This window comes from Pueribacillus theae (genome assembly GCF_003097615.1).
GTDB classification, from domain to species: domain Bacteria; phylum Bacillota; class Bacilli; order Bacillales; family UBA6769; genus Pueribacillus; species Pueribacillus theae.
The window spans coordinates 1-25258 of the sequence record NZ_QCZG01000013.1 but is presented as its reverse complement, the minus strand read 5'-3'; the positions used below and the strand labels follow the sequence as shown (position 1 = coordinate 25258).

The window sequence follows — 25258 nt, the reverse complement described above, 5'->3', positions numbered from 1 at the left end:
AGCAGCTAGGAGGAATATTAATGACAGCTGAAACGATCGTATACGATGAGGCATATATTCGCGAGTTTTCCAAAGAGCGCAACGAACCGGAATGGTTGCTGGAGCTTCGTATTCGCGGGCTGAAGCTTTCAAACGAACTCGCGATGCCAAAACCCGACAAAACGAAAATAGATAATTGGAATTACACGTCTTTTGAACATCAAGTGGCTGCTGAGGCGGTTGGAACGCTTCAGGAATTGCCTCAAGAAGTGAAAGAGCTGCTAGACGAGGAGCAGCCTGAAGGAAATATTATTGTTCAGCGCAATGCCACGGTTGCATTTAAACAGCTTTCCGAAGAACTGAAAAATAAAGGTGTTATTTTCACAGATCTTAGGACAGCCTTCCAAGAGCATAGTGAACTTGTAAAAAAATATTTCATGACAGAGGCTGTTAAAATTGATAAACACCGTTTAACAGCAATGCATGCCGCATTGTTAAACGGCGGAACGTTCCTTTATGTTCCTAAAAATGTTGAAATAGAAGTCCCATTGCAAGCAGTCTATTGGCAGGAAGATCCTGCTTCGGGATTATTTAACCATGTGTTAATCGTAGCGGAAGATAATAGTTCCGTTACTTACGTTGAAAACTATTTATCAACAGGATCAGGCAAGGAATCTGTTGCAACGATTATTGCGGAAGTGTTTGCAGGCCCAAATGCCCTTATCCGTTACGGTGCAGTCGACAATTTAGGAAGTTCTGTGACTTCTTATATTAATCGAACGGGAATGGTTTCAAAAGACGGAAGAATCGAATGGGCGCTTGGACAAATGAATGATGGAAATACTGTATCGGAAAACTGGACAGAATGTATTGGCGACGGTTCATCCGCTGATGCCAAAATGGTGACAATTGGCCGCGGGAAACAGATACAAAACTTTCTTGTCCGTGTTGATCAAATTGGAAAACATTCTGACGGACAAATTTTTGCCCATGGGGTTATGAAAGACAGCGCAACAGGCGTCTTTAACGGAATTGGCAAGATTCACCATGGCGGTACGAAATCGAATGCCGAGCAAACTTCACGTATTCTGATGCTTAGTGAAAAAGCGCGCGGTGATGCAAACCCAATCTTGCTCATTGACGAAGATGATGTAACAGCGGGCCATGCTGCTTCAGTTGGCAGAGTCGATGATTTGCAGCTTTATTATCTTATGAGCAGAGGAATCGATCGTTTGGAAGCGCAACGCCTGATTGTTCACGGCTTTTTGGAGCCAGTTGTTGCAACGTTGCCAATTGAAGGGGTTAAACAAGCTTTGGTCGGTTTAATTGAAAGGAAAATTCAATAATGAATGCCAAAGAAATACGCCAATTGTTTCCGATTCTGAATCAAGAGGTAAATGGACAGCCCCTTGTATACCTCGATAGTTCTGCGACTTCCCAAAAGCCGGTTCAAGTCATTGATGTATTGTCTGAATACTACAAGGGCTACAATTCAAATGTCCACCGAGGCGTTCATACACTTGGAACAAAAGCGACCGATGCATACGAAGGTTCGCGGGAGAAGGTTCGAAAATTTATTAATGCGGCCTCGGTTGAGGAAATTATTTTTACCCGGGGCACGACAACTTCTCTTAACATTGTTGCTTGGAGCTATGCGAGAGCCAATTTACAAGAAGGCGACGAGATCGTATTAACGCCAATGGAGCACCATAGCAACATCATTCCATGGCAGCAGGCAGCCAAGGCAACTGGCGCCACGTTAAAATATATTCCACTTCAACAAGACGGCACAATCAGCTTAGACGATGTTCAGGATTCGGTGACAAACAAAACGAAAATCGTTGCAATGACACAAGTCTCCAACGTACTTGGTTCGATTAATCCAATCAAAGAAGTGACGAAGATTGCCCATGAACATGGGGCGGTATGCGTTGTCGATGGTGCGCAAAGTGCCCCGCATATGAAAGTGGATGTTGAAGAATTAGACTGTGATTTTTTTGCGTTTTCAGGCCACAAAATGTGTGGACCTACAGGAATTGGTGTCCTATACGGCAAAAAAGAGCATCTAGAGAACATGGAGCCGGTTGAATTTGGCGGTGAGATGATTGATTTCGTTGAACTATATGATTCCACGTGGAAAGAGCTTCCATGGAAGTTTGAAGGCGGAACACCGATTATTGCAGGGGCTATCGGCTTAGGCGCGGCAATTGATTTTCTTGAAGATATTGGATTGGATGAAATCGCGGCTTATGAACATGAGCTTGCCGACTATGCGCTGAACCGTTTGGAAAGCATCGAAGGCTTTCAAGTATACGGACCGAGAGAACGTGCAGGGATTGTAACATTTAACCTTGAAGGTGTTCATCCACATGACTTGGCGACAGTCGTTGACCAAGAAGGAATCGCTATTCGGGCGGGGCACCATTGCGCACAGCCTCTTATGAAATGGCTTGATGTGACAGCGACTGCAAGAGCAAGCTTCTATCTGTACAACACGAAAGAAGATATTGATTCTCTAGCTAATGCGCTAGTTAAAACGAAGGAGTATTTCGGTGATGTCTTTTAATAATCTTGATCAGCTTTACAGGCAAGTGATCATGGATCATTACAAAAACCCGAGAAACCACGGTTCGCTTGAGGACGATGCAATCACAATAAATATGAATAACCCGACTTGCGGGGATCGGATACAACTCCATTTAAAAGTTGAAGACGGCAAGGTGGCGGATGCTAAATTCAGTGGTGAAGGCTGTTCGATCAGCCTTTCTTCTGCTTCAATGATGACGGAAGCCATTAAAGGCCTTCCTGTTGAAGACGCGCTTAAAATGTCAGGCGTATTTTCGGAAATGATTCAAGGGAAGGATTATGCATCCGGTAACCTTGATTTAGGGGACATCGAAGCACTTCAAGGTGTTTCTAAGTTTCCGGCGAGGATAAAATGTGCTACACTAGCTTGGAAGGCAATGGAGAAAGGCCTTCAAAACGAAGAGTAATGAAGTATAACGGGCTCCTTGTTTTAAATTAGAAAAGGAGGAATAATAATGGCTAAAAAAATGCCTGAAATTGGCGAATACAAATATGGTTTTCGAGATAAAGACGTTTCTATTTTCCGTTCGGAACGCGGATTAACCCGTGAAATTGTCGAAGAAATTTCGAGAATGAAAAATGAGCCTGAATGGATGCTCGAATTTCGCTTGAAATCGCTTGATCAATTTTATAAAATGCCGATGCCGCAATGGGGCGGCGACTTATCCGATTTAAACTTCGATGAAATTACGTATTACGTGAAACCATCCGAAAAATCGGAACGCTCATGGGATGAAGTTCCGGAAGAAATTAAGCGTACATTTGATAAACTTGGAATTCCGGAAGCGGAGCAAAAGTACTTGGCAGGCGTATCAGCCCAGTATGAATCTGAAGTTGTCTACCATAACATGAAAAAAGACTTGGAAGACATGGGAATCGTCTTTAAAGACACAGATTCCGCCCTAAAAGAAAATGAAGACATCTTTAGAGAACATTTCGGAAAAACTGTACCTCCATCAGATAACAAATTTGCTGCGTTAAATTCAGCTGTATGGTCAGGCGGTTCCTTCATCTATGTTCCAAAAGGCGTGAAGTGTGAAACACCTCTCCAAGCCTATTTTCGAATCAATTCGGAAAATATGGGGCAATTTGAAAGAACGCTTATCATCGTTGATGAAGGGGCTTCTGTCCATTATGTAGAAGGCTGTACGGCACCTGTTTATACAACGAACTCCCTTCACAGCGCTGTCGTTGAGATCATCGTGAAAAAGGACGGATACTGCCGTTACACAACGATCCAGAACTGGGCCAACAATGTGTTTAACCTAGTGACAAAGCGCGCAGTATGTGATGAAAACGCAACGATGGAATGGATCGACGGCAATATTGGTTCAAAACTTACGATGAAATATCCTGCCGTATTTTTAAGAGGCGAGGGTGCACGTGGTTTAACACTTTCCATTGCAATTGCAGGAAAAGGGCAGCACCAGGATGCTGGAGCGAAAATGATTCACCTTGCGCCAAACACAACCTCTTCTATCGTATCAAAATCAATTTCGAAGCAAGGTGGAAAAACAACGTACCGAGGAATTGTCCGTTTTGGGCGGAAAGCAGAAGGGGCCCGCGCCAACATTGAATGTGATGCTTTAATGATGGACAATATCTCTACTTCAGACACCATTCCGTACAACGAAATTATGAACGATAACATTTCGCTTGAACACGAAGCGAAAGTTTCGAAAGTATCGGAAGAACAGCTCTTCTATTTAATGAGCCGCGGTGTCTCAGAGCAGGAAGCAACTGAAATGATCGTCATGGGCTTCATTGAGCCGTTTACGAAAGAACTCCCAATGGAATACGCCGTTGAAATGAACCGTCTCATTAAATTCGAAATGGAAGGTTCTGTAGGATAAATCATAGGAACCCTTGTCACTACTGCATTAGTGGCGAGGGTTCAATTTGTTATTTTGCCATGTTTTTGCCACGTTAGAATTCAAATGGGTGGCAATTTTATTCAATTATCACTTTCATACTGAGGTGTGATATCCAGATAAGTGTCTGCTGTTGTTTTGCAACAACGACAAGAATAAATGTATGTATTAGTAAGAAAGGGAGGCGACCTTTGCTAGTTCGTCTTCTTCTATTTTTTAGACATTATATAGTAAATAAAAATAAAACACGACGAAATGCCGTGCTGTACATTCTATGTATGTTAACGTATGTTAACAAACTTTGTGAGTTGATTTGTATTTTGGGCGTTATTTATTTAATCCTTTTCAAATCACGCAGTTCAGTTTCTTGTTCAAGGGAGCGCATGGCAAGCGATTCAAGAATTTTGTCTTGGCGTTCTTGTCCTTGTTTGAGAGATGAGAGTTCATCGTGAAGCCTGTGAACGTTCGATTCTGTTGACTCAAGTTTTGTGTTTGTGGCACCAACTGTTTTAATTAATTGATGGAGTAAGTCACTATGACGTTCTTGTTCGGACTTGATGTTTTTCAGCTCACTTAAAATCAAATCAAGTTTATCATTGTCCATTTTACACATGCCTTTCAGAAATTATTTAATTTGTTTTGATTCTCCTCTCCAAACCCATTCCCATATTCTTCATTTTCTTCTAGCAACATCTATTCATTTAAGGAGTTTTATCATTTTCCATAACGCCCTTGTAATACATACCTTACATTATAACAAAAAATAGAAAGCTTTAAAACGAGACATGCTATCAAATTGTAATGGTTTTTAAAGCCAAGAAGTTGCCTTTTTTAACGGAAAGAGTCAAAATAAAATCAAGAAAAGGAGAGGATTGGAACATTGATTTATATTGGTGTGACAGGCTGGGGAGACCATGACACGCTTTATCCTGACAAAATTAAACAAACAGAAAAGCTTGCACATTATGCAAGCCATTTTCCGATAGTCGAGCTTGATGCAAGTTTTTATGCGGTGCAGCCAAAAAGAAATATCGATAATTGGATACAAAGCACACCCGACTCCTTTAAGTTTATCGCTAAGGCGTACCAAGGGATGACTGGGCATGATCGAGGGAAAAATCCATTTCTTTCGGAAAAGGAAATGTTTGATGCATATATAGAATCCATTGTTCCTTTACATGAAGCGGGTAAACTAGCAATGATTCTTTTTCAATTTCCTCCATGGTTTACATTGAATAAAGAAAACGTCTCAAAGCTTCGACACATAAAGGCTCAAATGGGCGATTTGCCAGTGGCGCTTGAATTTCGACATCAATCTTGGTTTCGTCCGCCATACAAGGAAAAAACATTGCGCTTCATGGCAGAAGAAGGATGGATCCATACCGTTTGTGATGAACCACAAGCAGGAGAGGCGTCAGTCCCCTTCATTACACGTTCAACGGCAAAAGCGGCAACGCTTGTCCGCTTTCATGGAAGGAATACATATGGATGGAACAGGCCAAAAGATAAAAATTGGCGGGAAGTCCGCTACTTATATCGCTATAATAGTGAGGAATTAAAAGGATTGGCCAATCAATTGCGCGAATTAGAGAAGCAAAGCGAAAACGTTTATGCTTTGTTTAATAACAATTCAGGCGGCGATGCTGCTGACAATGCAAAAGAAATGATGCAAATTCTTGGGATCCAATATGAAACTCTCGCACCAAGGCAACTCGATTTATTTTAAGCGCGATAGCGTAATGGGGGGAAGACATGGCGCTCGAAACGATTCATATTTATCATACGAACGATATTCATAGTCATTTGGACCATTGGTCAGAAATCGCTCATTTCATCAAGCAGCAAAGAAAATTGCATCACATGAAAAATGAAGAGACGCTTCTTTTTGATATCGGCGATCATTGTGACCGATTTGACAGCATAACAGAAGGGCTGTCAGGCAAAGGAAATATTGAACTGTTAAATGAACTGAAATACGATAATGCAACAATTGGGAATAACGAAGGCATTACGTTTTCAAAAGAAGAGTTGGATTCCCTTTACGAAAAAGCCGAATTCCAAGTATTAGTTGCAAACCTATTCCATAAAAATGGAGAATCGCCGAGTTGGTCAAAAGCCTATGATATTCATCACTTAAAAAACGGCTTAAAGGTTGGCGTCATCGGAATTACTATTCCATATTATTCTTTTTATGACATGCTTGGCTGGAAAATCGCCGATGCTTGGGAAATCCTTCCGCCGCTGATTAAAAAATTACGTCCAAAGGTGGATATTTTAATTTTGCTCTCGCATATGGGATATGGATGGGATGTGCAGGCAGCCGAAGCAATGGAAGGCATTGATGTCATCATTGGGGCCCATACCCATCACCTTTTGCAGCAAGGAAAAATTGTGAAAGGGACACTGATTGCGCAGGCAGGAAAGTTTGGAAATTATGTCGGCCAAATTACATTGACCTATGATCGAGACATGAAGCAACTCGTTTCCACAGAAGCATCTTGCGTCCCTGTTGATAAAATGAAAAAAAATGAAACAACGGAAAGGCTTGTGCAAAGACTGCGTGAAGAAGGCAATCACCGGCTAAAGGAAGAAGTGGCAACACTTTCGAAACCGCTTCAAGTGTCATGGTATGGCCAATCCCCATTTACTAAGCTCTTGGCTGAAAGTTTAAAAGAATGGTGCAATACTGAAATTTCGATGGTGAATGCGGGGATTTTACTTGAAGGGCTTCCCCAGGGAATTGTTACGAAAAAAGATTTGCACCGTGTTTGCCCGCATCCAATCAATCCGTGTGTTGTCAAGCTGAAAGGCAGTGAAATAAAAGAAATCATTGCCCAAAGCCTGAGGAGAGAAGTGGTTGGCCTAACAATACAAGGCCTTGGTTTTCGCGGGAAGGTAATGGGATCGATGATTTACGACGGCATTTCGTTTGAGATCCAGCAATTAAGCGATGGCGAAAACAGGGCACGTGATATCTATATTATGGGGAAACCGCTAGATCCGAAGGAGACCTATACCATTGCAACGATTGATATGTTTACATTTGGCCGGCTTTACCCTGCTATAGCCCAAGCGAAAGAAAAACGCTACTTTCTTCCGGAAATGCTTCGTGATCTGCTTGCGTGGAAGTTGGGACATTTGTTCGCCTAGTGACATATATATAAGAAAAACGCTAACGCGTTTTCTTAGGAGGCCAGAAGCCAGATTGGCCTAAATTTGCGAAAGAGCAAGGCGATTACAAAGAAATACATCTTTGTTGCCCTGCGCCGAGAAATCCTGCTTCGGAGCTAAACTGGTAGACGCAGGTGCAAATTAAGTTATTTTTTAAAAGGATATATAGAGAAAGGAGTGGGCATAAAATGATCTCTGTTGAGCCTCTGTTTATCGACGGAAAGCCTTTCACTGCAGTAACTGTAAAACTGCCGAAAACAAACTTTATGTCAGTCAGCAGTGAAAAAGGATATATAATGTGCGGCGCGCTCGATGTGCAATTATTGAACGACAAACTAAAAGACAGGAAAATTATTGCCGGCAGAGCTGTTGGCGTTCGAACAATTGATGAATTGCTGGAAGCGCCGCTGGAATCTGTCACATATGAAGCGGAATCATTGGGTATTACAGCCGGTATGAAAGGAAAGGATGCCTTGCTGAAAATGTTTTGAGCCTCGCTTTAAATTAAATGTGTGAAACCTCTCCATCATGCATATATATAGCATGAAAGGGGGGGTTTTCTTGTTTAGAAGGAAACGGCTCCGTCGGGTGCGAGGGCCATTGCCTTTTCGAACGGTTTTTGCTATTTCTTCTGTTATTTTTACAATCATGACATTACAAGGTTTATGGCTCGTGGAAAGAAATATAAAGCCAACGCTCATTGAAATTGCGAAGGCAGAAACACAACGAATCGCTCAGCAAGCGATTAATGATGCCGTATCAAGTAAAATGGTTGGGGATCTTGAAAAATTGGAAGAGCATGATGAACTCGTTATTACAGATATAGATCAAAACGGGAAAATTACATCAGCGAGAATAAATTCAAAAGTCTTTAATCATATATTGTCGGAAGCCACGAAGAGGGCACAGGAATATTTGAATAAAGTCGAGAGGGGTGAAATTAATCAATGGACTGAAACGGCAGACGGTACAGAGGCTGAGAGCATAAGAGATGGAGAAGAGGGGGTCGTCCACTACATTTCACTCGGTAAAGCAACACATAATACGTTGCTTGCTAACCTCGGTCCGAAAATCCCAATCCGGTTTCATACGATAGGGGAGGTTAAATCACAGCCTATCAGCAACGTCAAGCTTGTCGGGATTAATAACATTTGGATTGAAATTAATATAAGACTTGATGTGAACGTAAACGTCGTTGTCCCATTCGCAACGGAAACAGATACGGTAACAACAAATGTTCCGCTCGTATTTACATTAATAAATGGAGAAGTTCCAGAGTTCTATAATAATTCCAATCAGGGTATGCCGCCAGCCATCGTTCCAAATGCGAGATAAAGAGAGACTCCAATAAGTGGGGTCTTATTTTCAATGATGGGGGATAAAGTTTGTCTTTGACATTTTTTTAAACAGTAGGCTATACTTGAAAACAAGTAGAATTCCAACGATTTTTTGACAATTTTAGTAATTGAACAAGCTTCGAAAGTATACCTTATTATTAAGAAAACGCTGATGCGTCTTTCTTGGAGGTGATAGGTAGGATTGGTTTAAATTGGCGAATTGCCAATTTAACTTTAACTTTTAAAAAAGGAGGTCATATGATGGAAAGTCGAGGCCAGTGGGGTACAAGGGCAGGTTTTGTTTTAGCTGCTGTCGGCTCGGCAATTGGACTCGGGAATATTTGGCGTTTTCCGGCTGTTGCTTATGAAAATGGCGGAGGAGCTTTCTTTATCCCTTATCTTATCGCCCTTTTAACGGCAGGTATACCGATTCTGATTATGGAATTTACATTAGGGCATAAATATCAAGGGTCTGCACCGTTAACATTTCGAAGAATGAATAAAAAACTTGAATGGCTTGGCTGGTGGCAAATCTTTATAGCGTTTGTCATCTCAACGTACTATGCAGTGATCGTTGCTTGGGCCATTTCATATGCTGTGTTTTCATTTAACTTGGCATGGGGAAGCGATACGGAATCTTTTCTTTTTAAAAATTATTTGAAAGCCGCTCCAGCAGGTGAGGTCGGTTCGCTAGTACCGGGAGTTCTTATACCGCTTGTTCTTGTTTGGGCCGTTGCCTTGTTCTTTCTCGTAAGAGGGATTAAGAAGGGGATCGAAATTGCGAATCGTATCTTTATTCCTCTGCTCGTTGTTGTTTTTTTAATTATCGTTATACGTGCGGTTACTCTCGACGGTGCTTCTCTAGGATTGCAGGCATTTTTTGAACCGGATTGGAGCCGAATTTTTAAAGGTGAAGTTTGGGTTGCCGCCTATGGGCAAATTTTCTTTAGTTTATCCATTGCGTTTGCCATTATGATTACGTATGCAAGCTATCTTCCTAGAAAGTCAGATATTGTAAACAATGCTTTTATCACAGGGTTAAGCAACTCAGGTTTTGAACTTTTGGCTGGAATTGGTGTTTTTGCAGCTCTTGGGTTTATGGCTTCTGTGAGCGGCGTTCCTGTAAAAGAAGTGGTGGCAGGCGGAATTGGGTTGGCATTCGTTGTTTTCCCGCAAATCATTAATGAGTTCCCGATATGGAATGGGTTCTTTGGCCTGCTATTTTTCCTATCGCTCGTATTAGCCGGGATCACATCGCTTATTTCAATATTAGAAACGTATATTTCCGGGGTTTCCGATAAATTTGGAATCTCAAGAAAAAAATCGGTATTTATTGGTGGCGGCCTCGCTGCAATTGTTTCGTTATTATTTGCGACGAATGGCGGGATAAATTTCCTGGATGCTGTCGACTATTTTATCAACCAGTTCGGAATTGCATTCGTCGGGTTGGTGGAAGTAATCATTATCGCATGGTTCTTAAGAAAACTCACAGATTTAAAAGAACATGCAAATGCCATTTCAGATATGCGTGTCGGAACGTGGTGGAATATATGCCTCGGCATCATTACACCGCTCATCTTAGGCTATATGCTGTTTGATTTATTTAAGACGAATTTGCTTAAACAATTTAAAACAGAAACTGGCACCGGAAACTATGGTGGCTACTCCGATTCGTTTATTCTATACAGCGGATGGTCAGTCGTCATTGGAGTGATTGTTTTAGGAATTATCGTATCGCTGACAAAATGGAATCGAAGCACACTTGACCAGCATAGGGAGGATGAATAACATGACTGGAAGCGCAATTTTTATGATGGTGTTGGGAATGGTGATTCTTTGGGGCGGTTTAATCGCTAGTATTTGGAATGCGGTACGTGCATCAAAAAGAAAAGCATAGGAAGAGGGTCGAGCTTTTGCTCAACCCTTTTTTTTTGCATTTCTTTCCTGCCTTTCCCAAGTTTTTAAGGATGGATAAGGATCAAAACCCCATTCTTTCTGGCCATTGAAGCGGTACATTCCGTAATGTAAGTGAGGAGGAAACTTTCCAGCCGTTCCTTTTGGACCGTATCCAGAGCTTCCAACAAAGCCGATTGTGTCGCCTGGTTTGACGACTGAACCTTTTTCAAGGTTTTTTTCAAAGCCGTTTAAATGGGCAAAATAATGGTACGTGTTGTTTAAGTCTCTTATGCCGATTCGCCATCCTCCGTAACGATTCCAACCAATTGTTTCAACAATCCCGTAAGTCGTTGCCCGGACAGGTACGCCGTATCCGGTGAATATATCAGTTCCTTCATGAATGCGGAGCCCGCCCCAGCCACGCCTATCTCCCCATGTATTTTTAAAGTTGTAATTTGCTTGAAGCGGAACAGGGAAGGCATTTTTATCAAGATCAATCGTTCCAAAGTGCTTATATATTTTCGCGTTCCCTGTAATGATGCTAACAATGAGATCCCGTTTGTAATAATCCCATAATCCCATTCGAATATCATCAGGATGCGGCCCATATTTTTGCAAATGATTTGCAAACGTGTACAGGACATCTTCATCGTTTTCTCGATCGGCGATGCCATCTCCATTGCCGTCTAAACCAATTCCGCCGAAAATGCTTATCGTTAATGGATTTGTATCCTTTTGATTTGGATTAATCGGGCCAGTCCATTCATCTGGGGAAAAATAGATTGCGATTTGGCCTTTTTCCTCCGGAATGTTTTTATTTAAACGCCGGGCACTCCGTTCGTATTGATCAACTGCCGCAAAATAAGTCCAATCGATTTGAGTGATGGCTTCCATTTTTTTATAAAGGCTCATGCGTTCCTCTGTATTATTTTTTTCTTCCTTCGCCACTGTTTCGGTCGTTAAAGAAAAAACAAGAAAGACAATGAGGAAAAATTGAAATTTCCTCACAGTATAAGCAACTCCCTTCGTCGGCGACGATTCCGCCACAAGTTGTTCTCCTCTTATTTTGGGTAAAGAACGGGAAAACATGATTTCTTATTTTTGGAAAGAATAAAAAGTTATATTTGCACTTTCGCAAATTGGGACACATCCGGACTCTGGCTTCTATACATTTGGAATAAAAGAGTTTTAATTCACAGTTGGTTTGAATTCGACAAAGAAGCTAGCAAGACACTTCGAAGCTTCCAAGCGACTGAAAGTAAATACAATGATGACCGCTCTCCAGCTTTCTACGTTTAGCCGTTCAAACTCAAAAGACTGCTCATTAAAATTCTTTAGCTTCTTTCATATATCAGGCAATTCATTAGAGGTGTCGATGCTTTTTATGATACATTTGAAACAGCAAATAAATTGATAGTGGGGATTTTATTGTAGCTGGTTGGCTTCATAGATGGATCCTCTTGTCTTAACCATATATAATAAACATAGTAAAGACACCGATTGGAGTGAATCATATGGCGAAACAGCAAGAATATTTGCGGAAGCCTGACTGGTTAAAAATAAAATTAAATACGAACGAAAACTATACAGGCTTAAAGAAAATGATGCGCGAAAAGAAATTACATACCGTCTGTGAAGAGGCGAAGTGTCCGAATATCCATGAATGCTGGGCAGTGAGAAGAACGGCTACTTTTATGATTTTAGGCGAAACATGCACAAGAGCTTGCCGATTTTGCGCGGTCAACACGGGTTTGCCTAACGAACTTGATTGGCAGGAGCCTGAAAGAGTTGCTGAGTCCGTCGAGCAGATGGGGCTAAAACATGTTGTCATTACAATGGTTGCAAGAGATGATTTAAAAGACGGAGGGGCAGCCGTATTAGCTGAAACAGTAAGGGCAATCCGGCGCCGCAATCCATTTTGCAGTGTTGAAGTTTTGCCTTCTGACTTGGGCGGAGTAAGGGAAAACCTGCAAATCGTCATGGACGCAAAACCCGATATTTTAAACCACAACATCGAAACGGTTCGCCGTCTAACAAAAAGAGTAAGAGCGAGAGCAACGTATGAACGTTCACTTGAATTTTTGCGTCGCGCAAAAGAAATGAATCCAAATATTCCAACGAAATCAAGCCTTATGATTGGCCTTGGGGAAACGAAAGAAGAAATCATTGAAACGATGGACGATCTTCGTGCGAACAATGTTGACATTATGACAATTGGCCAATATTTACAGCCGACAAAAAAACATTTAGCCGTTCAAAAATATTGGCACCCGGATGAATTTGCCGAATTAAAAGAAATTGCCATGTCAAAAGGATTCAGCCATTGTGAATCCGGCCCGCTTGTTCGCTCATCATACCATGCCGATGAACAAGTGAAAGCTGCCAATGCACAAGCCAAGTAAAGAGAGCAGGCGTTTCGCTCTCTTTACTTGCAAGGTGGATGTGAAACACATTCACACTTTTTGAACAACCTCTTAAGAAAGGTGGGAGCCGGTTGTGGTCACAATCCAAGGGACTCATTATGAGGTCATTGAAGATGTTAAAGAAGGCTGGAACGAAGAAGCATTCAAAGCCCGTTATAGTGACATTTTAAACAAATACGACTACATTGTCGGCGACTGGGGATACAACCAATTGCGGCTGCGCGGATTTTTTGAAGATCATCACCCGAAAGCGCCGATTGATTCAAAAATCAGCGCTTTATCAGAATATATTTACGAATATTGCAATTTTGGCTGCGCTTTTTTTGTCATTAAAAAAATAAAATAAGCGCCAGTGAAGTGCATCACTCCGCTGGCGCTTGTCCTTTTGTCTCTAATCTCTAAGAAAGGCGCGTTTGCCTTTTTAAAAAATTAAGTATTAAATTGTCTCTTTCGCAAATTTAGACCAATCTGGCTTCTGGCCTCTGACTTCCTAAGAAAGAAAGCGTTAGCGTTTTTCTTAATTTAATAAAGCGGCCGCTCGCTGTCCACTTCTTTATCATCATGGGGCGGATGGGCACCGGGATATTGGCGCGGCAAGTCTTCATGCAATTCCTTGTTTTCATTGGCAAAGTTGCTGATTGCATGTTGATCTTTTCCGAATGGCGTCGATTTTCCAAGCCGCCTGTTAATCGGTGAACCATAAGGCCCTTCAGGAAAGTCTTCTGGAATCACTTCGTTATGCATTTTTTCCACTGGAACAAAGTCGCTGTATTTATTTCGTTCGCCTTTATTGCCTTTTTTGTCCATTTACATTCACCCTTTTGAAGTCATAGTTACGTGATAAACTTCCCAAAAAGGGCTTATTTCATGTAATTAAATTTCAATCACTTCATTAAGGAAGGATCGCAAATCGTGGGCATCTTCTTCATTTAACCGGAAGGTTTCTTCCAAATAGCCTGGTTCTTCAAGGTCATCTCTTCCAATGATCGCAAAGCGGCCGCCTTGAATGTCAAAAACGAGTGATTTGCCAAAATAGCGATCCGTTTTCATAATACCCAAATCAAATCGTTGGTTTTCGCCCATGAAACTGACGAAGCGAGTTTTTGTATCTTCGGTTTCATCATATAAATAAAATCGTTCTTCTCCCATTGCTATCTCCCTTCTACTTTCCTAGACTGTATCATAAATTCAGTTATGCTACACTTATAATATGACAAATGAGATAAGCAGGTGGTATGATGTATTTCGTTGATCGAAAGAAAATTGAAGCAACGCTTGATTATATGGAAAGTTGTCTACAGACAGTAGAGGAAACAGAATCATGGGATTCTAAACTTTCACAGCTTGCCTTTGAACGAATCGCCCATGTCGTCATTGAGTCTGTCATTGATGTTGGCAATGCGATGATCGATGGTTTTATTATGCGCGATCCGGGAAGCTATGAAGATATTATTGATATTTTACTCGATGAAAAAGTGATCGATGAATCAGATGCCAAGATGATCAAAGACTTCGTATCTTACCGTAAGGAAATCGTTAGCTCTTACATAACGATTGATTTTGATGAATTACATGGCAAGGTTTTTGACAATATCGAGGCGCTCAAGAAGTTTCCGTCTAAAATCAGATTTTATTTAACTGAAGAACTTGGTCCCGTTTCTGCTTTCCTGCCTGATGATTCAGAAAGGGAATGATTGTGAAAAACTACAAAGGGTTTTTAATCGATTTAGATGGAACGATATACCGTGGAAAAGAAAGGATTGATTCAGCGGTCGAGTTTGTTCATAAGCTTGCCGAAAAGGGACTTCCTTACCTTTTTGTTACAAATAATTCTTCAAAAACACCTGAACAAGTTGCAAATACGTTGGAAGGCTTTGGCGTATCGGCGACTTCTGAACAAATTATAACGTCCAGCCTGGCGACTGCAGACTATATTTATGAACAAAAGCAGGAAGCAAACGTTTTTATGATTGGAGAAGAGGGCCTGAAAAACGCGCTTGAAAAGAAAGGGTTTGCTTTGAGCGATGAAAATGTTGATTACGTCATCATCGGAATTGATCGCGCCATTACGTACGAAAAACTGGCGAAGGCATGCCTGGCCGTAAGAAATGGGGCCGAGCTGATTTCTACAAATGCGGATAAAGCAATCCCTACCGAGCGCGGGCTCGTCCCAGGAAACGGCGCAATTACATCTGTTGTTTCAACTTCGACGGGAGTTACCCCGATTTTCATTGGGAAGCCGGAACCAATCATCATCGGTCAAGCGTTAAAACGGCTCGGCGTCGGGAAAGAAGATGCAATAATGATTGGAGACAATTATGATACCGATATCCTTGCAGGGATAAATTCTGGACTCGATACGTTGCTCGTCCATACTGGGGTAACGACGAAGGAGCAGCTGCTAGTTGTTAAGAAGCAGCCTACTTATGTATGTGATTCATTGGAAGAGTTTGTTATATGAGCAGTGTAAAAAAGAGGGATTTAGAAAAAGAAAACGCGGCATGAACGAATCTGTTCCATGCCGCTTAGCAATTAAGGTTCGACATTTTTCATCCGGTGTGCAAGCCGGCTTGATGCGGCGGCTGCAATCGCGCCGACAATGTCGTCTAGAAATGTATGGACTTTGCCACTGCTTTTATCGTTTAATTTTTTTAAAATGCCAGGTTTTTGCTTGTCGATATAACCATAATTCGTAAATCCAATCGATCCATACACATTTACAATCGAGAAAGCAACAATTTCGTCAACTCCATATAAACCTTCATCGCGTTTGATTAAATCGAGGAGCGGTTCGCTCAGCATCTCTTTTTCCGCAAGCCTGTCAAGTTCAATACCTGTAATAATGGCATTTTGAACTTCACGTTTCGAAAGGACACGTTCGACATTTTCCCTACACAAATCTAATGTTAAATCAGGGTGGTATTGCTTTTGCAAATAGAAAACAAGTTCAGTAATGTCTTCTATCGTAACGCCGCGTTCTAGCAGCCATCTATGTGCAGCAACTGCAACTGGATCATTTTGCATTGTTTCCCCTCCTTCGTCCAAAAAAACAGTTAGAATATAAAAAAGTATAAATTTGCTGTACCGCAAATTTAGACCAATCTGTCTTCCGGCCTCCTAAGAAAGGATAAATTGGTTCGCCAATTTAAACAAATCCCACCTCTTGCCTCCAAGACAGAAATGATCGTGTTTTTCTTAAATTATATGGAACAGTTAATTCTATTATGAAGAAGTCAAAAGGTTCGTGCAAGAATGGGCAAGTTTTCTTTACGGTGCATAGGTGGATATGCGAAAATAAAGGGAGCTCATCATTAAGGAGGCGTTACATTGAAACCGCTTGTTTACATAACGAGGCTGCTTCCGGAGGAAGCAATTGAAAGTTTAAAAGATGTCGCAACGATAAAAATGTGGGATAAACCTGACATTCCTGTACCGAGGGATGTGTTGCTTTCTGAGGCAAAAGAAGCAACCGCACTCCTAACCATGTTAACGGAACAAGTGGACGAAGAGTTGTTCAACCAAATGAACAATTTAAAAATCGTTGCAAATATGGCCGTAGGATATGACAACATTAATGTTAAGCTCGCTCATGAGAAAGATGTCGTCATTACAAATACACCAGACGTATTAACAGATACGACAGCAGACTTAACGTTTGCCTTGTTGATGGCAACGGCAAGGAAGCTGCCAGAGGCTGCCACCTATATAAAACAGAACCAATGGACAACATGGAGTCCATTTCAGTTGGCGGGAACCGATGTACACCATAAAACAATCGGCATTTTTGGAATGGGGCGGATCGGGGAAGCGGTGGCAAAACGTGCGCGCGGCTTCGATATGACCGTTTTATACCATAACAGAAGCAGGAAGCCCGAAGTTGAGAAAGAACTTGGCGCTACCTATTGCTCGTTCAATGGGTTGCTTGAGCTTTCCGACTTTCTCGTTTGTTTAGCGCCGCTCACAGAAGAAACGAAAGGAATCTTCAATGAAAATGCATTTCAAAAGATGAAGCAATCAGCCATCTTCATTAACGCCTCAAGAGGAGCATTGGTCAATGAAGAAGCATTGTACCATGCGTTAACGAATGGAGAAATCAGAGGTGCTGGGCTTGATGTCTTTGAGAAGGAACCCGTGTCCGCGGATCATCCGCTTGTTAAGCTTGATAATGTCGTTGCCCTTCCGCATATTGGAAGTGCTTCCTACGAAACAAGAATGAAGATGGCGACACTCGCGGCAAACAATATTTATGCTTTTCTAAAAGAAGGAAAGGCCATTACGCCCGTTTATTAATTGTCGATAAATTTCCTCTTGCCACGTAACGAAAAGCTTACTATAATGTTCCTATTGAGTCCGTTTGGGAAAAACAATTGTTCTTTCCAGGAAAACAAAGGGAGTGTACAGACTTGGAACAACAGGTAAATGTCGGATTGCTCGGATTTGGAACAGTCGGAAGCGGTGTTGTCCGAATTATTGAAGCGCATCAAGAGCAGCTTCTGCACCAAGTGGGCTGTCCGGTTCAAGTAAAAAAAATATTAGTCAAGGATTTTGAAAAAAAACGCGATGTTAAGGTTGATCCGTCCATTTTAACGAATTGCCCTGAAGATATTATTGATAACCCCGAAATTGATGTTGTGATCGAAGTGATTGGGGGGATAGATGAAACAAAAAAATATATTTTAACAGCTTTGAAAAATAAAAAACATGTGGTAACAGCAAATAAAGATTTAATGGCGCTACACGGCGGAGAACTGCTTGCCGCCGCGACAGAAAACGGCTGTGACTTATTTTACGAGGCAAGCGTCGGAGGCGGTATTCCGCTTATCCGAAGCCTTGTTGAAGGTTTGTCATCTGATCGGATTACAAAAATGATGGGAATCATCAATGGAACGACAAATTATATTTTAACAAAAATGAGCAAAGAAAAAGCTTCGTATGAAGATGTTTTAAAAGAAGCCCAAAAACTTGGCTTTGCAGAGGCCGATCCAACGGCTGATGTGGAAGGCCTTGACTCAGCAAGGAAAATGGTGATTCTAAGTACGCTCGGTTTTTCAATGAAGATCCATTTGGATGATGTAACAGTCGAAGGAATTTCAAAAGTCGGTTTAGATGATATCGAATATGCAAAGCAGTTTGGTTATACAATAAAGCTGATTGGAATTGCCCAACGCGACAACGGGCGAGTAGAGATTAGTGTTCAGCCAACACTGTTGCCCCACGCTCATCCGCTTGCTTCGGTAAATGACGAGTTTAACGCCGTTTATGTTTACGGCGAAGCGGTTGGGGAAACGATGTTCTACGGACCAGGAGCAGGCCAGCTGCCGACAGCGACAGCGATTGTGTCTGATCTCATTGCGGTTGTAAGAAATATGCGGCTTGGCGTCAACGGAAAAAGCGTCATTTTGCCTCAATTTGATAGACAGTTAAAGGAAAAGGATGAAATTCACTCAAAGTATTTCCTTCGCTTTCAAGTGAAGGATGAAGCTGGTGCCTTTTCGAAAATCTCCTCACTTTTTGCAGAGCATCATATCAGCCTTGAAAAATTATTGCAAGAACCATTGGATAAAAATGGCATGGCCCAAGTCGTTATCGTTACACACAAGACAAACAAACAGGCTTACGAAGAAGTTTTAATAAAATTACGCGACCTTGATGTCGTTTATGAAGTGAAAAGCAGCTATAGGGTAGAAGGGGAGTAAAATTGTGAAGTGGAATGGACTAATTGAACATTATAAAGACTATTTACCCGTAACAGACAAAACACCAATGCTAACGTTAAAAGAAGGCAATACCCCGCTCATCCGCCTTGAACGGTTGTCAGAGGAATGGGGCGTTGATTTGTATGTAAAATATGAAGGCGCCAATCCGACTGGTTCATTTAAAGACAGAGGAATGGTCATGGCTGTTGCAAAGGCGAAAGAAGAAGGATCGAAAGCAATCATTTGCGCTTCAACCGGGAATACATCTGCCGCAGCGGCGGCATATGGCGCTCGCGCAGGATTACGGACGGTCATTGTCATTCCAGACGGCAAAATTGCCCTCGGCAAGCTTGCGCAAGCCATGGTTTTAGGTGCTGAGATTTTTGCGATTAAAGGGAACTTCGACCAAGCGCTTCAAATGGTTCGGAAAATAAGCGAAACGGAGCCGATTACACTAGTAAACTCAGTCAATCCTTACAGGCTGGAAGGTCAAAAAACCGCGGCATTTGAAATTTGCGATGAACTTGGCGACGCGCCTGACGTTCTTGCCATTCCCGTCGGTAACGCAGGCAACATCTCTGCTTACTGGAAAGGTTTTAAAGAATATCATCATGCCAAAGGAACAAAGCTTCCAGAAATGCGCGGTTTTGAAGCAGAAGGAGCTGCAGCCATCGTACGCAACAAAGTAATCGAAGAACCAGAAACAATTGCAACAGCCATTCGTATCGGCAATCCTGCGAGCTGGCATCTTGCGGTTGATGCTGCTGCATCATCTAACGGAAAAATTGATGAAGTAAGCGACGAAGAAATCCTTGAAGCTTATAAACTGATTACAAGAAAAGAAGGCATTTTTGCTGAACCCGCATCCTGTGCTTCACTTGCAGGCGTTAAAAAGCAACTTGACACAGGTGAAATTAAAAAAGGTTCCAGAATTGTTGCAGTGCTAACGGGAAACGGATTAAAAGATCCGACGACTGCGATGGAAGCAATCGAAGTGAAACCTACATTAATTGAAAACGATGAAAAAGCATTAGCCGCAAGCTTAAGAGCGGGGACGGATGCATGAGAAAACTGCGAATCAAAGTCCCTGGGAGTACCGCAAACTTAGGGCCTGGATTTGACTCCGTTGGTTTAGCGGTTGATCGCTTTCTGCTGATTGAAGCTGCACCATCAAAACAGTGGGAGTTTATTTACCGGACGCCGGGATTTGAAAGCATCCCAACGGACGAAGAGAACTTAATTTTCAAGGCGGCTGCTTTTACCGCAAGGCAATCAGGCGTTCAAAAAGAGGTCCCAGCCTGCAAGCTTCATGTGGATTGTGAGCTACCGCTTGCGAGCGGGCTTGGAAGCAGTGCAGCCGCCATTGTCGCAGGAATCGAACTTGCTGACCAACTGCTTGATTTGTCATTATCAAAAAAAGAAAAAGCAAGGATTGCAAGCATTTACGAAGGCCATCCTGACAATGTATCCGCATCAGTCTATGGCGGCCTTATCGTTGCGAGCCACAGTGAAAAGGATACGATTGTCGTTCCGTGCGGGATTCCAAATATTGATATGGTGATCATGACACCTACAAATCAATTAATGACAAGCGAATCAAGGGAAGTACTCCCATCAACACTCACTTATCAGGATAGTATCCAGGCTTCAAGCGTGGCGAATGTGCTTATTGCGGCATTATTAAAAGGCGATCTCAAAACAGCGGGAAAAATGATGAAAGATGATTTATTTCACCAACCTTATCGTTCGGAAATTATTCCAGATTTGCCCCTTATTACAGCATTTGGTGAAAAGAACGGATTAGAAGGTGTTGCTTTAAGCGGTGCGGGCCCTTCGATCATGTGCTACACAGCAAAAGGAAAAGGCTTGGCTGCTATTGAGAAATTGAAACATGCTTATCCTTCATACAATTGCCAATTACTAGCCCCATCAAAAGAAGGGGCGACAGTTACGATATTAAAAAATTCTTTTTCGTAATTTTAAACAAAACAAAAAGAACCGTGCTCTTCTCAGTAAAGGGTACGGTTCTTTATAAGCTAAAGCTATTTTATATGTCTTTAAGACGCACGATTAGAATACTTGCTCTAATTCCTTCACGCCGGGAACTTCTTCAAGCAACGCGCGCTCAATTCCCGCTTTTAAAGTAATCGTGGAGCTTGGGCAGCTTCCGCATGCGCCCATAAGACGCACTTTTACGATTCCATCTTCAACATCTACGAGTTCAACGTCGCCTCCGTCACGGAGCAAAAACGGACGAAGTTTATCTAAAACCTCTTGCACTTGTTCATGCAACAACATCCACCCCTTTCTTACTTCTTATTATAATCGGTTTGATTCAAAAAATCTATATTAAACGTTGCTGCGCTTATAAAGCCAAAGCACTCCCGATTTAAGCAGTCTAGCCACTCTGCCTGTAAGTGACGTGCCTCCCATGACTCCAAAACCGCTTTTTGTTCCAAGCGAACCAAGGACGCCCTTTAGCTTAATAGGCGGCAGTTCGGCCAGCTCCTCACCGTTCCAACGTTTTATCATCACTGAGACAATCTGCTCAGCCTGCTCTTCAGCGAGTTGGGCGCTAGGTGAGTGGGGAAGGCTGGCACAATCACCGACAACATAAACGTTTGGATAGGCTGGGATATAATGGTGCGGCGAAAGAACAATTCGATGATATCTGTCTTTTTCAACCTGTAATTCCCGCACAAGGTGATGGGGCTGGATGCCGGCTGTCCAGACGATCGCATCAACTTCAATTGGTTCGCCATTATTATACAGTTTGTTTTTTTTCACCTTTGTAATGTTTGATTCATTTATAATTTTTACATCGTGTTCAATAAACCACTTTTCTACATAGCTGCTTAATCGCTCGCTGAAATCCGACAAAATTCTTTTTCCGCGATCATACAATTGAATGGTTAAGTCAGGGCGACTTTCACGAAGTTCACTCGCCATTTCAACGCCGCTTAACCCGCCGCCCACAATTGCAACTATGCCATTCGGGGGCAAGTTGCTTAACACTTGTGATGTTTGTCTTGCCCCATCAATCGATTGAATACTTAATGTAAATTCATCAGCTCCGGGAACATCATGATACTTATCTTCGCTGCCGAGCCCTATCACGAGTTCATCGTAGGCAAGAGGTTCATCTCTGTCTTTTATTTCAATTTGATTATTCTCTAAATCAATGTTTGTCACTTCTCCAAAGACAAAGGAAAATTTAGGATGTTGAGGATATGCAACACGCACATCTTGGTCAGAAATTGTCCCTGCCGCAAGCGCATAATATTCTGTTTTCATACAATGAAAAGGTTCACGATCCACTAAAATAATTTCAAGATCGATTGGAAGATAAGATGATAAAAGACGCTGCAGAATTCGTAATCCGCCATAACCACCACCGAGTATAACCAATCTTCTCATATTACCGTTCTCCTTTGCCCAACTTTGTTAAAAATTTGTTAAAAAAATGATCAAATAAGTTCTATTTTGTCTTGATTCCATTCATTAGATTCGTCTAAAGTATAACGAACCTTTATACAGTTTACAACAATACAGGTTGTAAAATAATTGACGGGGGCAAAGGGAAAAGTTAGGATAAGGAGTGGAAGACAAGAGGTGAACCATATTGAATCCAATCATCGAATTTTGTATTAGCAATTTAGCGAGCGGTTCCCAGAGAGCGAGAGAGATCTTAGAAAAAGACCCAAACCTCGACATTATCGAATATGGCTGTCTAAGCAATTGCGGGTTATGCTATGACAATTTATACGCACTGGTGAACGGTGAAGTGGTAACAGGAGAAACTCCTGAAGAGCTCGTTGATAATATATACGAATATTTAGAGGAAAATCCAATGTTTTAATTTCTTGAGCAAAATGCAAAAGATTTTGTATACTATAGATAGGAAACTTTTATATTCATTTGGAAAGGAGCGATTATCGTGATTGTGACATTAACTGAACCCGCAGCTAACCGCATTAAAGAAATGATGGAACAGGAAAATGAACAGGATTCATTTTTGCGCATAGGAATCAAAGGCGGTGGATGTACCGGTTTATCATATGGCATGGGATTTGATACGGAAGTAAACGACGGTGATGAGCAGTTTGAATCAAACGGCATCAAAGTGATTGTTGACGTAGATAGTGCGCCCGCGCTAAAAGGAACCGTCATTGATTTCAAACAAAACATGATGGGCGGCGGATTCACCATCGACAATCCGAACGCCATCGCTTCCTGTGGGTGCGGCTCATCGTTTCGAACAGCGACAAATGCCGGCACGCCTACAAGCGATTGTTAATCATGTTATCATTTCTCCCTTAATCGGAAAGATTAAGGGTTTTTTACTTTTCATCAGATTCTGGGTTGAAAAAGCTAGGAAAAAAGAATACTATTGATATGGGACGAATTGTGAAAATTTAGCAACATATTTCGGTAATCGTTGAAAAATTCGTTAAGGTGGATGTGATTTGATTGAGTAGACCTAAAATTGTAATACTTGGCGCTGGATACGGCGGAATCATGACAGCGGTGCGTTTGCAAAAACAGACAAATGCAAACGAAGCAGAAATCATCCTTGTCAATAAACATAACTACCACTATCAGACAACATGGCTCCATGAGCCGGCGGCTGGAACGATGCATCATGACCGGACGAGGATTATGATTAACGATGTGGTGGATGAGAATAAGGTTAATTTTGTTCAAGATACAGTCGTAGAAATTAAACGCGAAGAGCAAAAAGTCATTCTTGAAAACGGAGAATTAGATTACGATTATCTTGTCATTGCACTCGGTTTTGAACCTGAAACGTTCGGCATTAAAGGGTTAAAAGAAAATGCGTTTAGCATTAGGAACATTGACTCGGTTAGAAAAATTCGCGAGCATATCGAGTATCAATTTGCAAGCTATAATAATGATAAAGAGAAGAAAAAGGAAAGGCTTACATTAATCGTTGGCGGTGCCGGCTTCACAGGAATTGAATTTATCGGTGAACTCGCGGATCGTGTTCCAAAGCTGTGCAACGAATTTGATATTGATCGCAGCAACGTTCGAATCATCAACGTTGAAGCCATGCCGACACTTTTGCCAGGATTTGATCCAGAGCTTGTCGAGTATGCGAAAAATATTCTAGAAAGAAAAGGCGTTGAATTTAAGCTCGGTACAATGATTAAAGAATGCACCGAAGAAGGCGTTATTTTATCTAAGGATGACCAGGTAGAGGAGATTAAATCAAACACAGTTGTATGGACGGGCGGTGTACGCGGCAACTCCATTGTGGAGAACTCTGGATTCGAAGCGATGCGCGGCCGTGTAAAGGTTAATAAAGACTTGCGCGCGCCTGGCTATGACAATGTATTTGTTGTTGGCGACTGTGCGCTAATCATTAATGAAGAAAATGATCGACCATATCCACCTACAGCACAAATCGCGATTCAAGAAGCATATACATGTGCAACCAACCTTTTGAGACTCATTCGCGGCAATGAAGAACTTGCATCATTTAAACCTGATATCAAAGGAACCGTTGCTTCTTTAGGTGAAGGAGAAGCAATCGGGACTGTTGGAAATAAGAAACTTTACGGAAGCACGGCTTCAGCAATGAAAAAAATCATCGATAACCGCTATCTATTCCTGCTCGGTGGCCCAGGGCTTGTTCTGAAGAAAGGGAAACTTAAATTATTTTAAATGATCAAGGCATCAGAAACTTTTGATGCCTTCATTGTAATTAAGAATGGATAAAACCAGATCTGCTCTTTCCAATGTTAAACGAGTTTAACCTCTGATTCATGCGTAGCTGGTATTCTTAACTGTTGCAAAATCGTGTCTTTCGTTGACGGCTATTCCCCTTTCGAGTAAACTGAAAAATGATATGGGGGTGAAGCGTTTTGCAACTGCCACAACTAATTATATCGATGTTATTATTCCTCGTTCTTTTTTTTGGGATTGGTTTTATATTAAATATGCTTCTGCGTTCAACGTGGATTATGGCAGTCGTCTATCCGTTAATTGTTGTCATGATTGTCGATAATGTTCGGTTTTATGAATATGTAACAAATCCGGGCCCAGCTTTTTCGGATTTAGCCGCTCGCCTGACCGGCCTTGCCGTTGCTGACATTTTAATCTTGTCATTTGGTTTCATCGGTACGATTATTGCAGGCATCGCCATTCGGATGCTGAGGGTTAGAGGATATCAGATGTTTTAAGCTCTTTTTGCTATAGACGCAAAGAGGGTTTTTTTATCGTATTTAGGCGAGAAGACTCCATCCTCAGCGAAGCAGGGTGGAGATGAATCGCCTTCG

Annotated in this window: 29 protein-coding genes; 22 read left to right on the top strand and 7 right to left on the bottom strand. The window is 41.8% G+C overall.

The window, feature by feature from the left end; genetic code table 11:
- Positions 1–20 precede the first annotated feature (20 nt).
- The 4 genes from sufD to sufB are packed head-to-tail and all read left to right on the top strand — an operon-like array spanning position 21 to position 4418.
- On the top strand, positions 21–1325 hold the full coding sequence (gene sufD / locus DCC39_RS07990; RefSeq protein WP_116554372.1) for a Fe-S cluster assembly protein SufD: 1305 nt from the start codon (positions 21–23) through the stop codon (positions 1323–1325).
- Positions 1325–2545 carry a cysteine desulfurase gene (locus DCC39_RS07985; RefSeq protein ID WP_116554371.1) on the top strand — a complete coding sequence of 407 codons (1221 nt, stop codon included), beginning with the start codon at positions 1325–1327 and terminating at the stop codon, positions 2543–2545. The genes sufD and DCC39_RS07985 overlap by 1 nt, the downstream gene beginning before the upstream one ends.
- Entirely contained in the window at positions 2535–2972 is a 438-nt protein-coding gene (sufU, locus tag DCC39_RS07980) for a Fe-S cluster assembly sulfur transfer protein SufU (RefSeq protein ID WP_116554370.1), read from the top strand. Before DCC39_RS07985 ends, sufU begins: the two co-directional genes overlap by 11 nt.
- A 48-nt stretch (positions 2973–3020) precedes the next feature.
- Entirely contained in the window at positions 3021–4418 is a 1398-nt protein-coding gene (gene sufB, locus DCC39_RS07975; RefSeq protein WP_116554369.1) for a Fe-S cluster assembly protein SufB, read from the top strand.
- A gap of 349 nt (positions 4419–4767) precedes the next feature.
- Here sufB and DCC39_RS07970 read toward each other — a convergent pair whose 3' ends face one another.
- On the bottom strand, positions 4768–5040 hold the full coding sequence (locus tag DCC39_RS07970) for a hypothetical protein (protein ID WP_116554418.1): 273 nt from the start codon (positions 5038–5040) through the stop codon (positions 4768–4770).
- Between the two features lie 276 nt (positions 5041–5316).
- Here DCC39_RS07970 and DCC39_RS07965 point away from each other — a divergent pair, with 276 nt between their 5' ends.
- The 6 genes from DCC39_RS07965 to DCC39_RS07940 all read left to right on the top strand — a co-directional run bounded on the left by DCC39_RS07965 (position 5317) and on the right by DCC39_RS07940 (position 10841).
- Complete coding sequence (locus tag DCC39_RS07965; RefSeq protein ID WP_116554368.1) at positions 5317–6162, top strand: DUF72 domain-containing protein; 846 nt, start codon at positions 5317–5319, stop codon at positions 6160–6162.
- A gap of 26 nt (positions 6163–6188) precedes the next feature.
- Positions 6189–7586 carry a bifunctional metallophosphatase/5'-nucleotidase gene (locus tag DCC39_RS07960; protein ID WP_116554367.1) on the top strand — a complete coding sequence of 466 codons (1398 nt, stop codon included), beginning with the start codon at positions 6189–6191 and terminating at the stop codon, positions 7584–7586.
- A 209-nt stretch (positions 7587–7795) separates the two neighbouring features.
- The gene (locus DCC39_RS07955) at positions 7796–8098 is read left to right on the top strand and encodes a YunC family protein (protein WP_116554366.1); all 303 of its coding nucleotides are present in this window, start codon (positions 7796–7798) and stop codon (positions 8096–8098) included.
- 70 nt (positions 8099–8168) lie between these two features.
- On the top strand, positions 8169–8942 hold the full coding sequence (yunB, locus tag DCC39_RS07950; protein ID WP_165820804.1) for a sporulation protein YunB: 774 nt from the start codon (positions 8169–8171) through the stop codon (positions 8940–8942).
- A 263-nt stretch (positions 8943–9205) separates the two neighbouring features.
- On the top strand, positions 9206–10732 hold the full coding sequence (locus DCC39_RS07945) for a sodium-dependent transporter (protein ID WP_116554364.1): 1527 nt from the start codon (positions 9206–9208) through the stop codon (positions 10730–10732).
- Position 10733: 1 nt separating this feature from the next.
- Complete coding sequence (locus tag DCC39_RS07940) at positions 10734–10841, top strand: methionine/alanine import family NSS transporter small subunit (RefSeq protein ID WP_116554363.1); 108 nt, start codon at positions 10734–10736, stop codon at positions 10839–10841.
- Between the two features lie 20 nt (positions 10842–10861).
- Here DCC39_RS07940 and DCC39_RS07935 read toward each other — a convergent pair whose 3' ends face one another.
- Complete coding sequence (locus tag DCC39_RS07935) at positions 10862–11848, bottom strand: M23 family metallopeptidase (protein WP_407071846.1); 987 nt, start codon at positions 11846–11848, stop codon at positions 10862–10864.
- Positions 11849–12354: 506 nt separating this feature from the next.
- Between DCC39_RS07935 and lipA the strand changes: the two genes are divergently transcribed.
- Positions 12355–13242 (top strand): lipoyl synthase, encoded by an 888-nt coding sequence (lipA, locus tag DCC39_RS07930; protein WP_116554361.1) that lies wholly within the window; start codon positions 12355–12357, stop codon positions 13240–13242.
- 94 nt (positions 13243–13336) lie between these two features.
- Positions 13337–13609, top strand: coding sequence for a YutD family protein (locus DCC39_RS07925; RefSeq protein ID WP_116554360.1), 273 nt, complete (start codon positions 13337–13339; stop codon positions 13607–13609).
- Positions 13610–13785: 176 nt separating this feature from the next.
- Here DCC39_RS07925 and DCC39_RS07920 read toward each other — a convergent pair whose 3' ends face one another.
- Complete coding sequence (locus tag DCC39_RS07920) at positions 13786–14070, bottom strand: hypothetical protein (RefSeq protein ID WP_116554359.1); 285 nt, start codon at positions 14068–14070, stop codon at positions 13786–13788.
- A 66-nt stretch (positions 14071–14136) separates the two neighbouring features.
- Positions 14137–14412: a DUF3055 domain-containing protein gene (locus DCC39_RS07915; RefSeq protein WP_116554358.1), complete on the bottom strand. Its 276-nt coding sequence runs from the start codon at positions 14410–14412 to the stop codon at positions 14137–14139.
- Positions 14413–14501: 89 nt separating this feature from the next.
- On the opposite strand from DCC39_RS07915, the gene DCC39_RS07910 reads away from it, so the two are divergent.
- Entirely contained in the window at positions 14502–14957 is a 456-nt protein-coding gene (locus DCC39_RS07910) for a DUF86 domain-containing protein (RefSeq protein ID WP_116554357.1), read from the top strand.
- Positions 14954–15724 (top strand): TIGR01457 family HAD-type hydrolase, encoded by a 771-nt coding sequence (locus DCC39_RS07905; RefSeq protein WP_116554356.1) that lies wholly within the window; start codon positions 14954–14956, stop codon positions 15722–15724. The genes DCC39_RS07910 and DCC39_RS07905 overlap by 4 nt, the downstream gene beginning before the upstream one ends.
- Positions 15725–15795: 71 nt before the next feature.
- Here DCC39_RS07905 and DCC39_RS07900 read toward each other — a convergent pair whose 3' ends face one another.
- Complete coding sequence (locus tag DCC39_RS07900; RefSeq protein ID WP_116554355.1) at positions 15796–16287, bottom strand: phosphatidylglycerophosphatase A family protein; 492 nt, start codon at positions 16285–16287, stop codon at positions 15796–15798.
- Positions 16288–16590: 303 nt separating this feature from the next.
- On the opposite strand from DCC39_RS07900, the gene DCC39_RS07895 reads away from it, so the two are divergent.
- From DCC39_RS07895 to thrB, 4 genes are all read left to right on the top strand, one after another.
- The gene (locus DCC39_RS07895; protein ID WP_116554354.1) at positions 16591–17553 is read left to right on the top strand and encodes a 2-hydroxyacid dehydrogenase; all 963 of its coding nucleotides are present in this window, start codon (positions 16591–16593) and stop codon (positions 17551–17553) included.
- 113 nt (positions 17554–17666) lie between these two features.
- Positions 17667–18959 (top strand): homoserine dehydrogenase, encoded by a 1293-nt coding sequence (locus DCC39_RS07890; protein WP_116554353.1) that lies wholly within the window; start codon positions 17667–17669, stop codon positions 18957–18959.
- Between the two features lies 1 nt (position 18960).
- A complete protein-coding gene (gene thrC / locus DCC39_RS07885; protein WP_205948488.1) occupies positions 18961–20025 on the top strand; it encodes a threonine synthase in 1065 nt (354 codons plus the stop codon).
- Positions 20022–20936 carry a homoserine kinase gene (thrB, locus tag DCC39_RS07880; protein WP_116554351.1) on the top strand — a complete coding sequence of 305 codons (915 nt, stop codon included), beginning with the start codon at positions 20022–20024 and terminating at the stop codon, positions 20934–20936. The genes thrC and thrB overlap by 4 nt, the downstream gene beginning before the upstream one ends.
- A 93-nt stretch (positions 20937–21029) precedes the next feature.
- Here the strand turns inward: thrB and DCC39_RS07875 are convergent, their stop codons facing one another.
- Both DCC39_RS07875 and DCC39_RS07870 read right to left on the bottom strand, forming a co-directional pair.
- The gene (locus DCC39_RS07875) at positions 21030–21257 is read right to left on the bottom strand and encodes a NifU family protein (RefSeq protein WP_116554350.1); all 228 of its coding nucleotides are present in this window, start codon (positions 21255–21257) and stop codon (positions 21030–21032) included.
- A gap of 51 nt (positions 21258–21308) precedes the next feature.
- Positions 21309–22376, bottom strand: a complete 1068-nt coding sequence (locus DCC39_RS07870; RefSeq protein ID WP_116554349.1) for an NAD(P)/FAD-dependent oxidoreductase — start codon at positions 22374–22376, stop codon at positions 21309–21311.
- A 205-nt stretch (positions 22377–22581) separates the two neighbouring features.
- On the opposite strand from DCC39_RS07870, the gene DCC39_RS07865 reads away from it, so the two are divergent.
- The 4 genes from DCC39_RS07865 to DCC39_RS07850 all read left to right on the top strand — a co-directional run bounded on the left by DCC39_RS07865 (position 22582) and on the right by DCC39_RS07850 (position 25162).
- Positions 22582–22818: a YuzB family protein gene (locus tag DCC39_RS07865; protein WP_116554348.1), complete on the top strand. Its 237-nt coding sequence runs from the start codon at positions 22582–22584 to the stop codon at positions 22816–22818.
- A gap of 81 nt (positions 22819–22899) precedes the next feature.
- On the top strand, positions 22900–23256 hold the full coding sequence (locus DCC39_RS07860) for a HesB/IscA family protein (protein WP_407071845.1): 357 nt from the start codon (positions 22900–22902) through the stop codon (positions 23254–23256).
- Positions 23257–23429: 173 nt separating this feature from the next.
- Positions 23430–24644, top strand: a complete 1215-nt coding sequence (locus DCC39_RS07855) for an NAD(P)/FAD-dependent oxidoreductase (RefSeq protein ID WP_116554346.1) — start codon at positions 23430–23432, stop codon at positions 24642–24644.
- Positions 24645–24844: 200 nt separating this feature from the next.
- Complete coding sequence (locus DCC39_RS07850) at positions 24845–25162, top strand: YuiB family protein (RefSeq protein ID WP_205948484.1); 318 nt, start codon at positions 24845–24847, stop codon at positions 25160–25162.
- Positions 25163–25258: the final 96 nt, after the last annotated feature.

Bases quoted from the DNA above. Each gene is read 5' to 3' on its own strand.
- sufD (WP_116554372.1), top strand. From the start codon at position 21: ATGACAGCTGAAACGATCGTATACGATGAGGCATATATTCGCGAGTTT.
- DCC39_RS07985 (WP_116554371.1), top strand. From the start codon at position 1,325: ATGAATGCCAAAGAAATACGCCAATTGTTTCCGATTCTGAATCAAGAG.
- sufU (WP_116554370.1), top strand. From the start codon at position 2,535: ATGTCTTTTAATAATCTTGATCAGCTTTACAGGCAAGTGATCATGGAT.
- sufB (WP_116554369.1), top strand. From the start codon at position 3,021: ATGGCTAAAAAAATGCCTGAAATTGGCGAATACAAATATGGTTTTCGA.
- DCC39_RS07970 (WP_116554418.1), bottom strand. From the start codon at position 5,040: ATGGACAATGATAAACTTGATTTGATTTTAAGTGAGCTGAAAAACATC.
- DCC39_RS07960 (WP_116554367.1), top strand. From the start codon at position 6,189: ATGGCGCTCGAAACGATTCATATTTATCATACGAACGATATTCATAGT.
- DCC39_RS07955 (WP_116554366.1), top strand. From the start codon at position 7,796: ATGATCTCTGTTGAGCCTCTGTTTATCGACGGAAAGCCTTTCACTGCA.
- DCC39_RS07945 (WP_116554364.1), top strand. From the start codon at position 9,206: ATGGAAAGTCGAGGCCAGTGGGGTACAAGGGCAGGTTTTGTTTTAGCT.
- DCC39_RS07940 (WP_116554363.1), top strand. From the start codon at position 10,734: ATGACTGGAAGCGCAATTTTTATGATGGTGTTGGGAATGGTGATTCTT.
- lipA (WP_116554361.1), top strand. From the start codon at position 12,355: ATGGCGAAACAGCAAGAATATTTGCGGAAGCCTGACTGGTTAAAAATA.
- DCC39_RS07920 (WP_116554359.1), bottom strand. From the start codon at position 14,070: ATGGACAAAAAAGGCAATAAAGGCGAACGAAATAAATACAGCGACTTT.
- DCC39_RS07915 (WP_116554358.1), bottom strand. From the start codon at position 14,412: ATGGGAGAAGAACGATTTTATTTATATGATGAAACCGAAGATACAAAA.
- DCC39_RS07910 (WP_116554357.1), top strand. From the start codon at position 14,502: ATGTATTTCGTTGATCGAAAGAAAATTGAAGCAACGCTTGATTATATG.
- DCC39_RS07905 (WP_116554356.1), top strand. From the start codon at position 14,954: ATGATTGTGAAAAACTACAAAGGGTTTTTAATCGATTTAGATGGAACG.
- DCC39_RS07900 (WP_116554355.1), bottom strand. From the start codon at position 16,287: ATGCAAAATGATCCAGTTGCAGTTGCTGCACATAGATGGCTGCTAGAA.
- thrB (WP_116554351.1), top strand. From the start codon at position 20,022: ATGAGAAAACTGCGAATCAAAGTCCCTGGGAGTACCGCAAACTTAGGG.
- DCC39_RS07875 (WP_116554350.1), bottom strand. From the start codon at position 21,257: ATGTTGTTGCATGAACAAGTGCAAGAGGTTTTAGATAAACTTCGTCCG.
- DCC39_RS07870 (WP_116554349.1), bottom strand. From the start codon at position 22,376: ATGAGAAGATTGGTTATACTCGGTGGTGGTTATGGCGGATTACGAATT.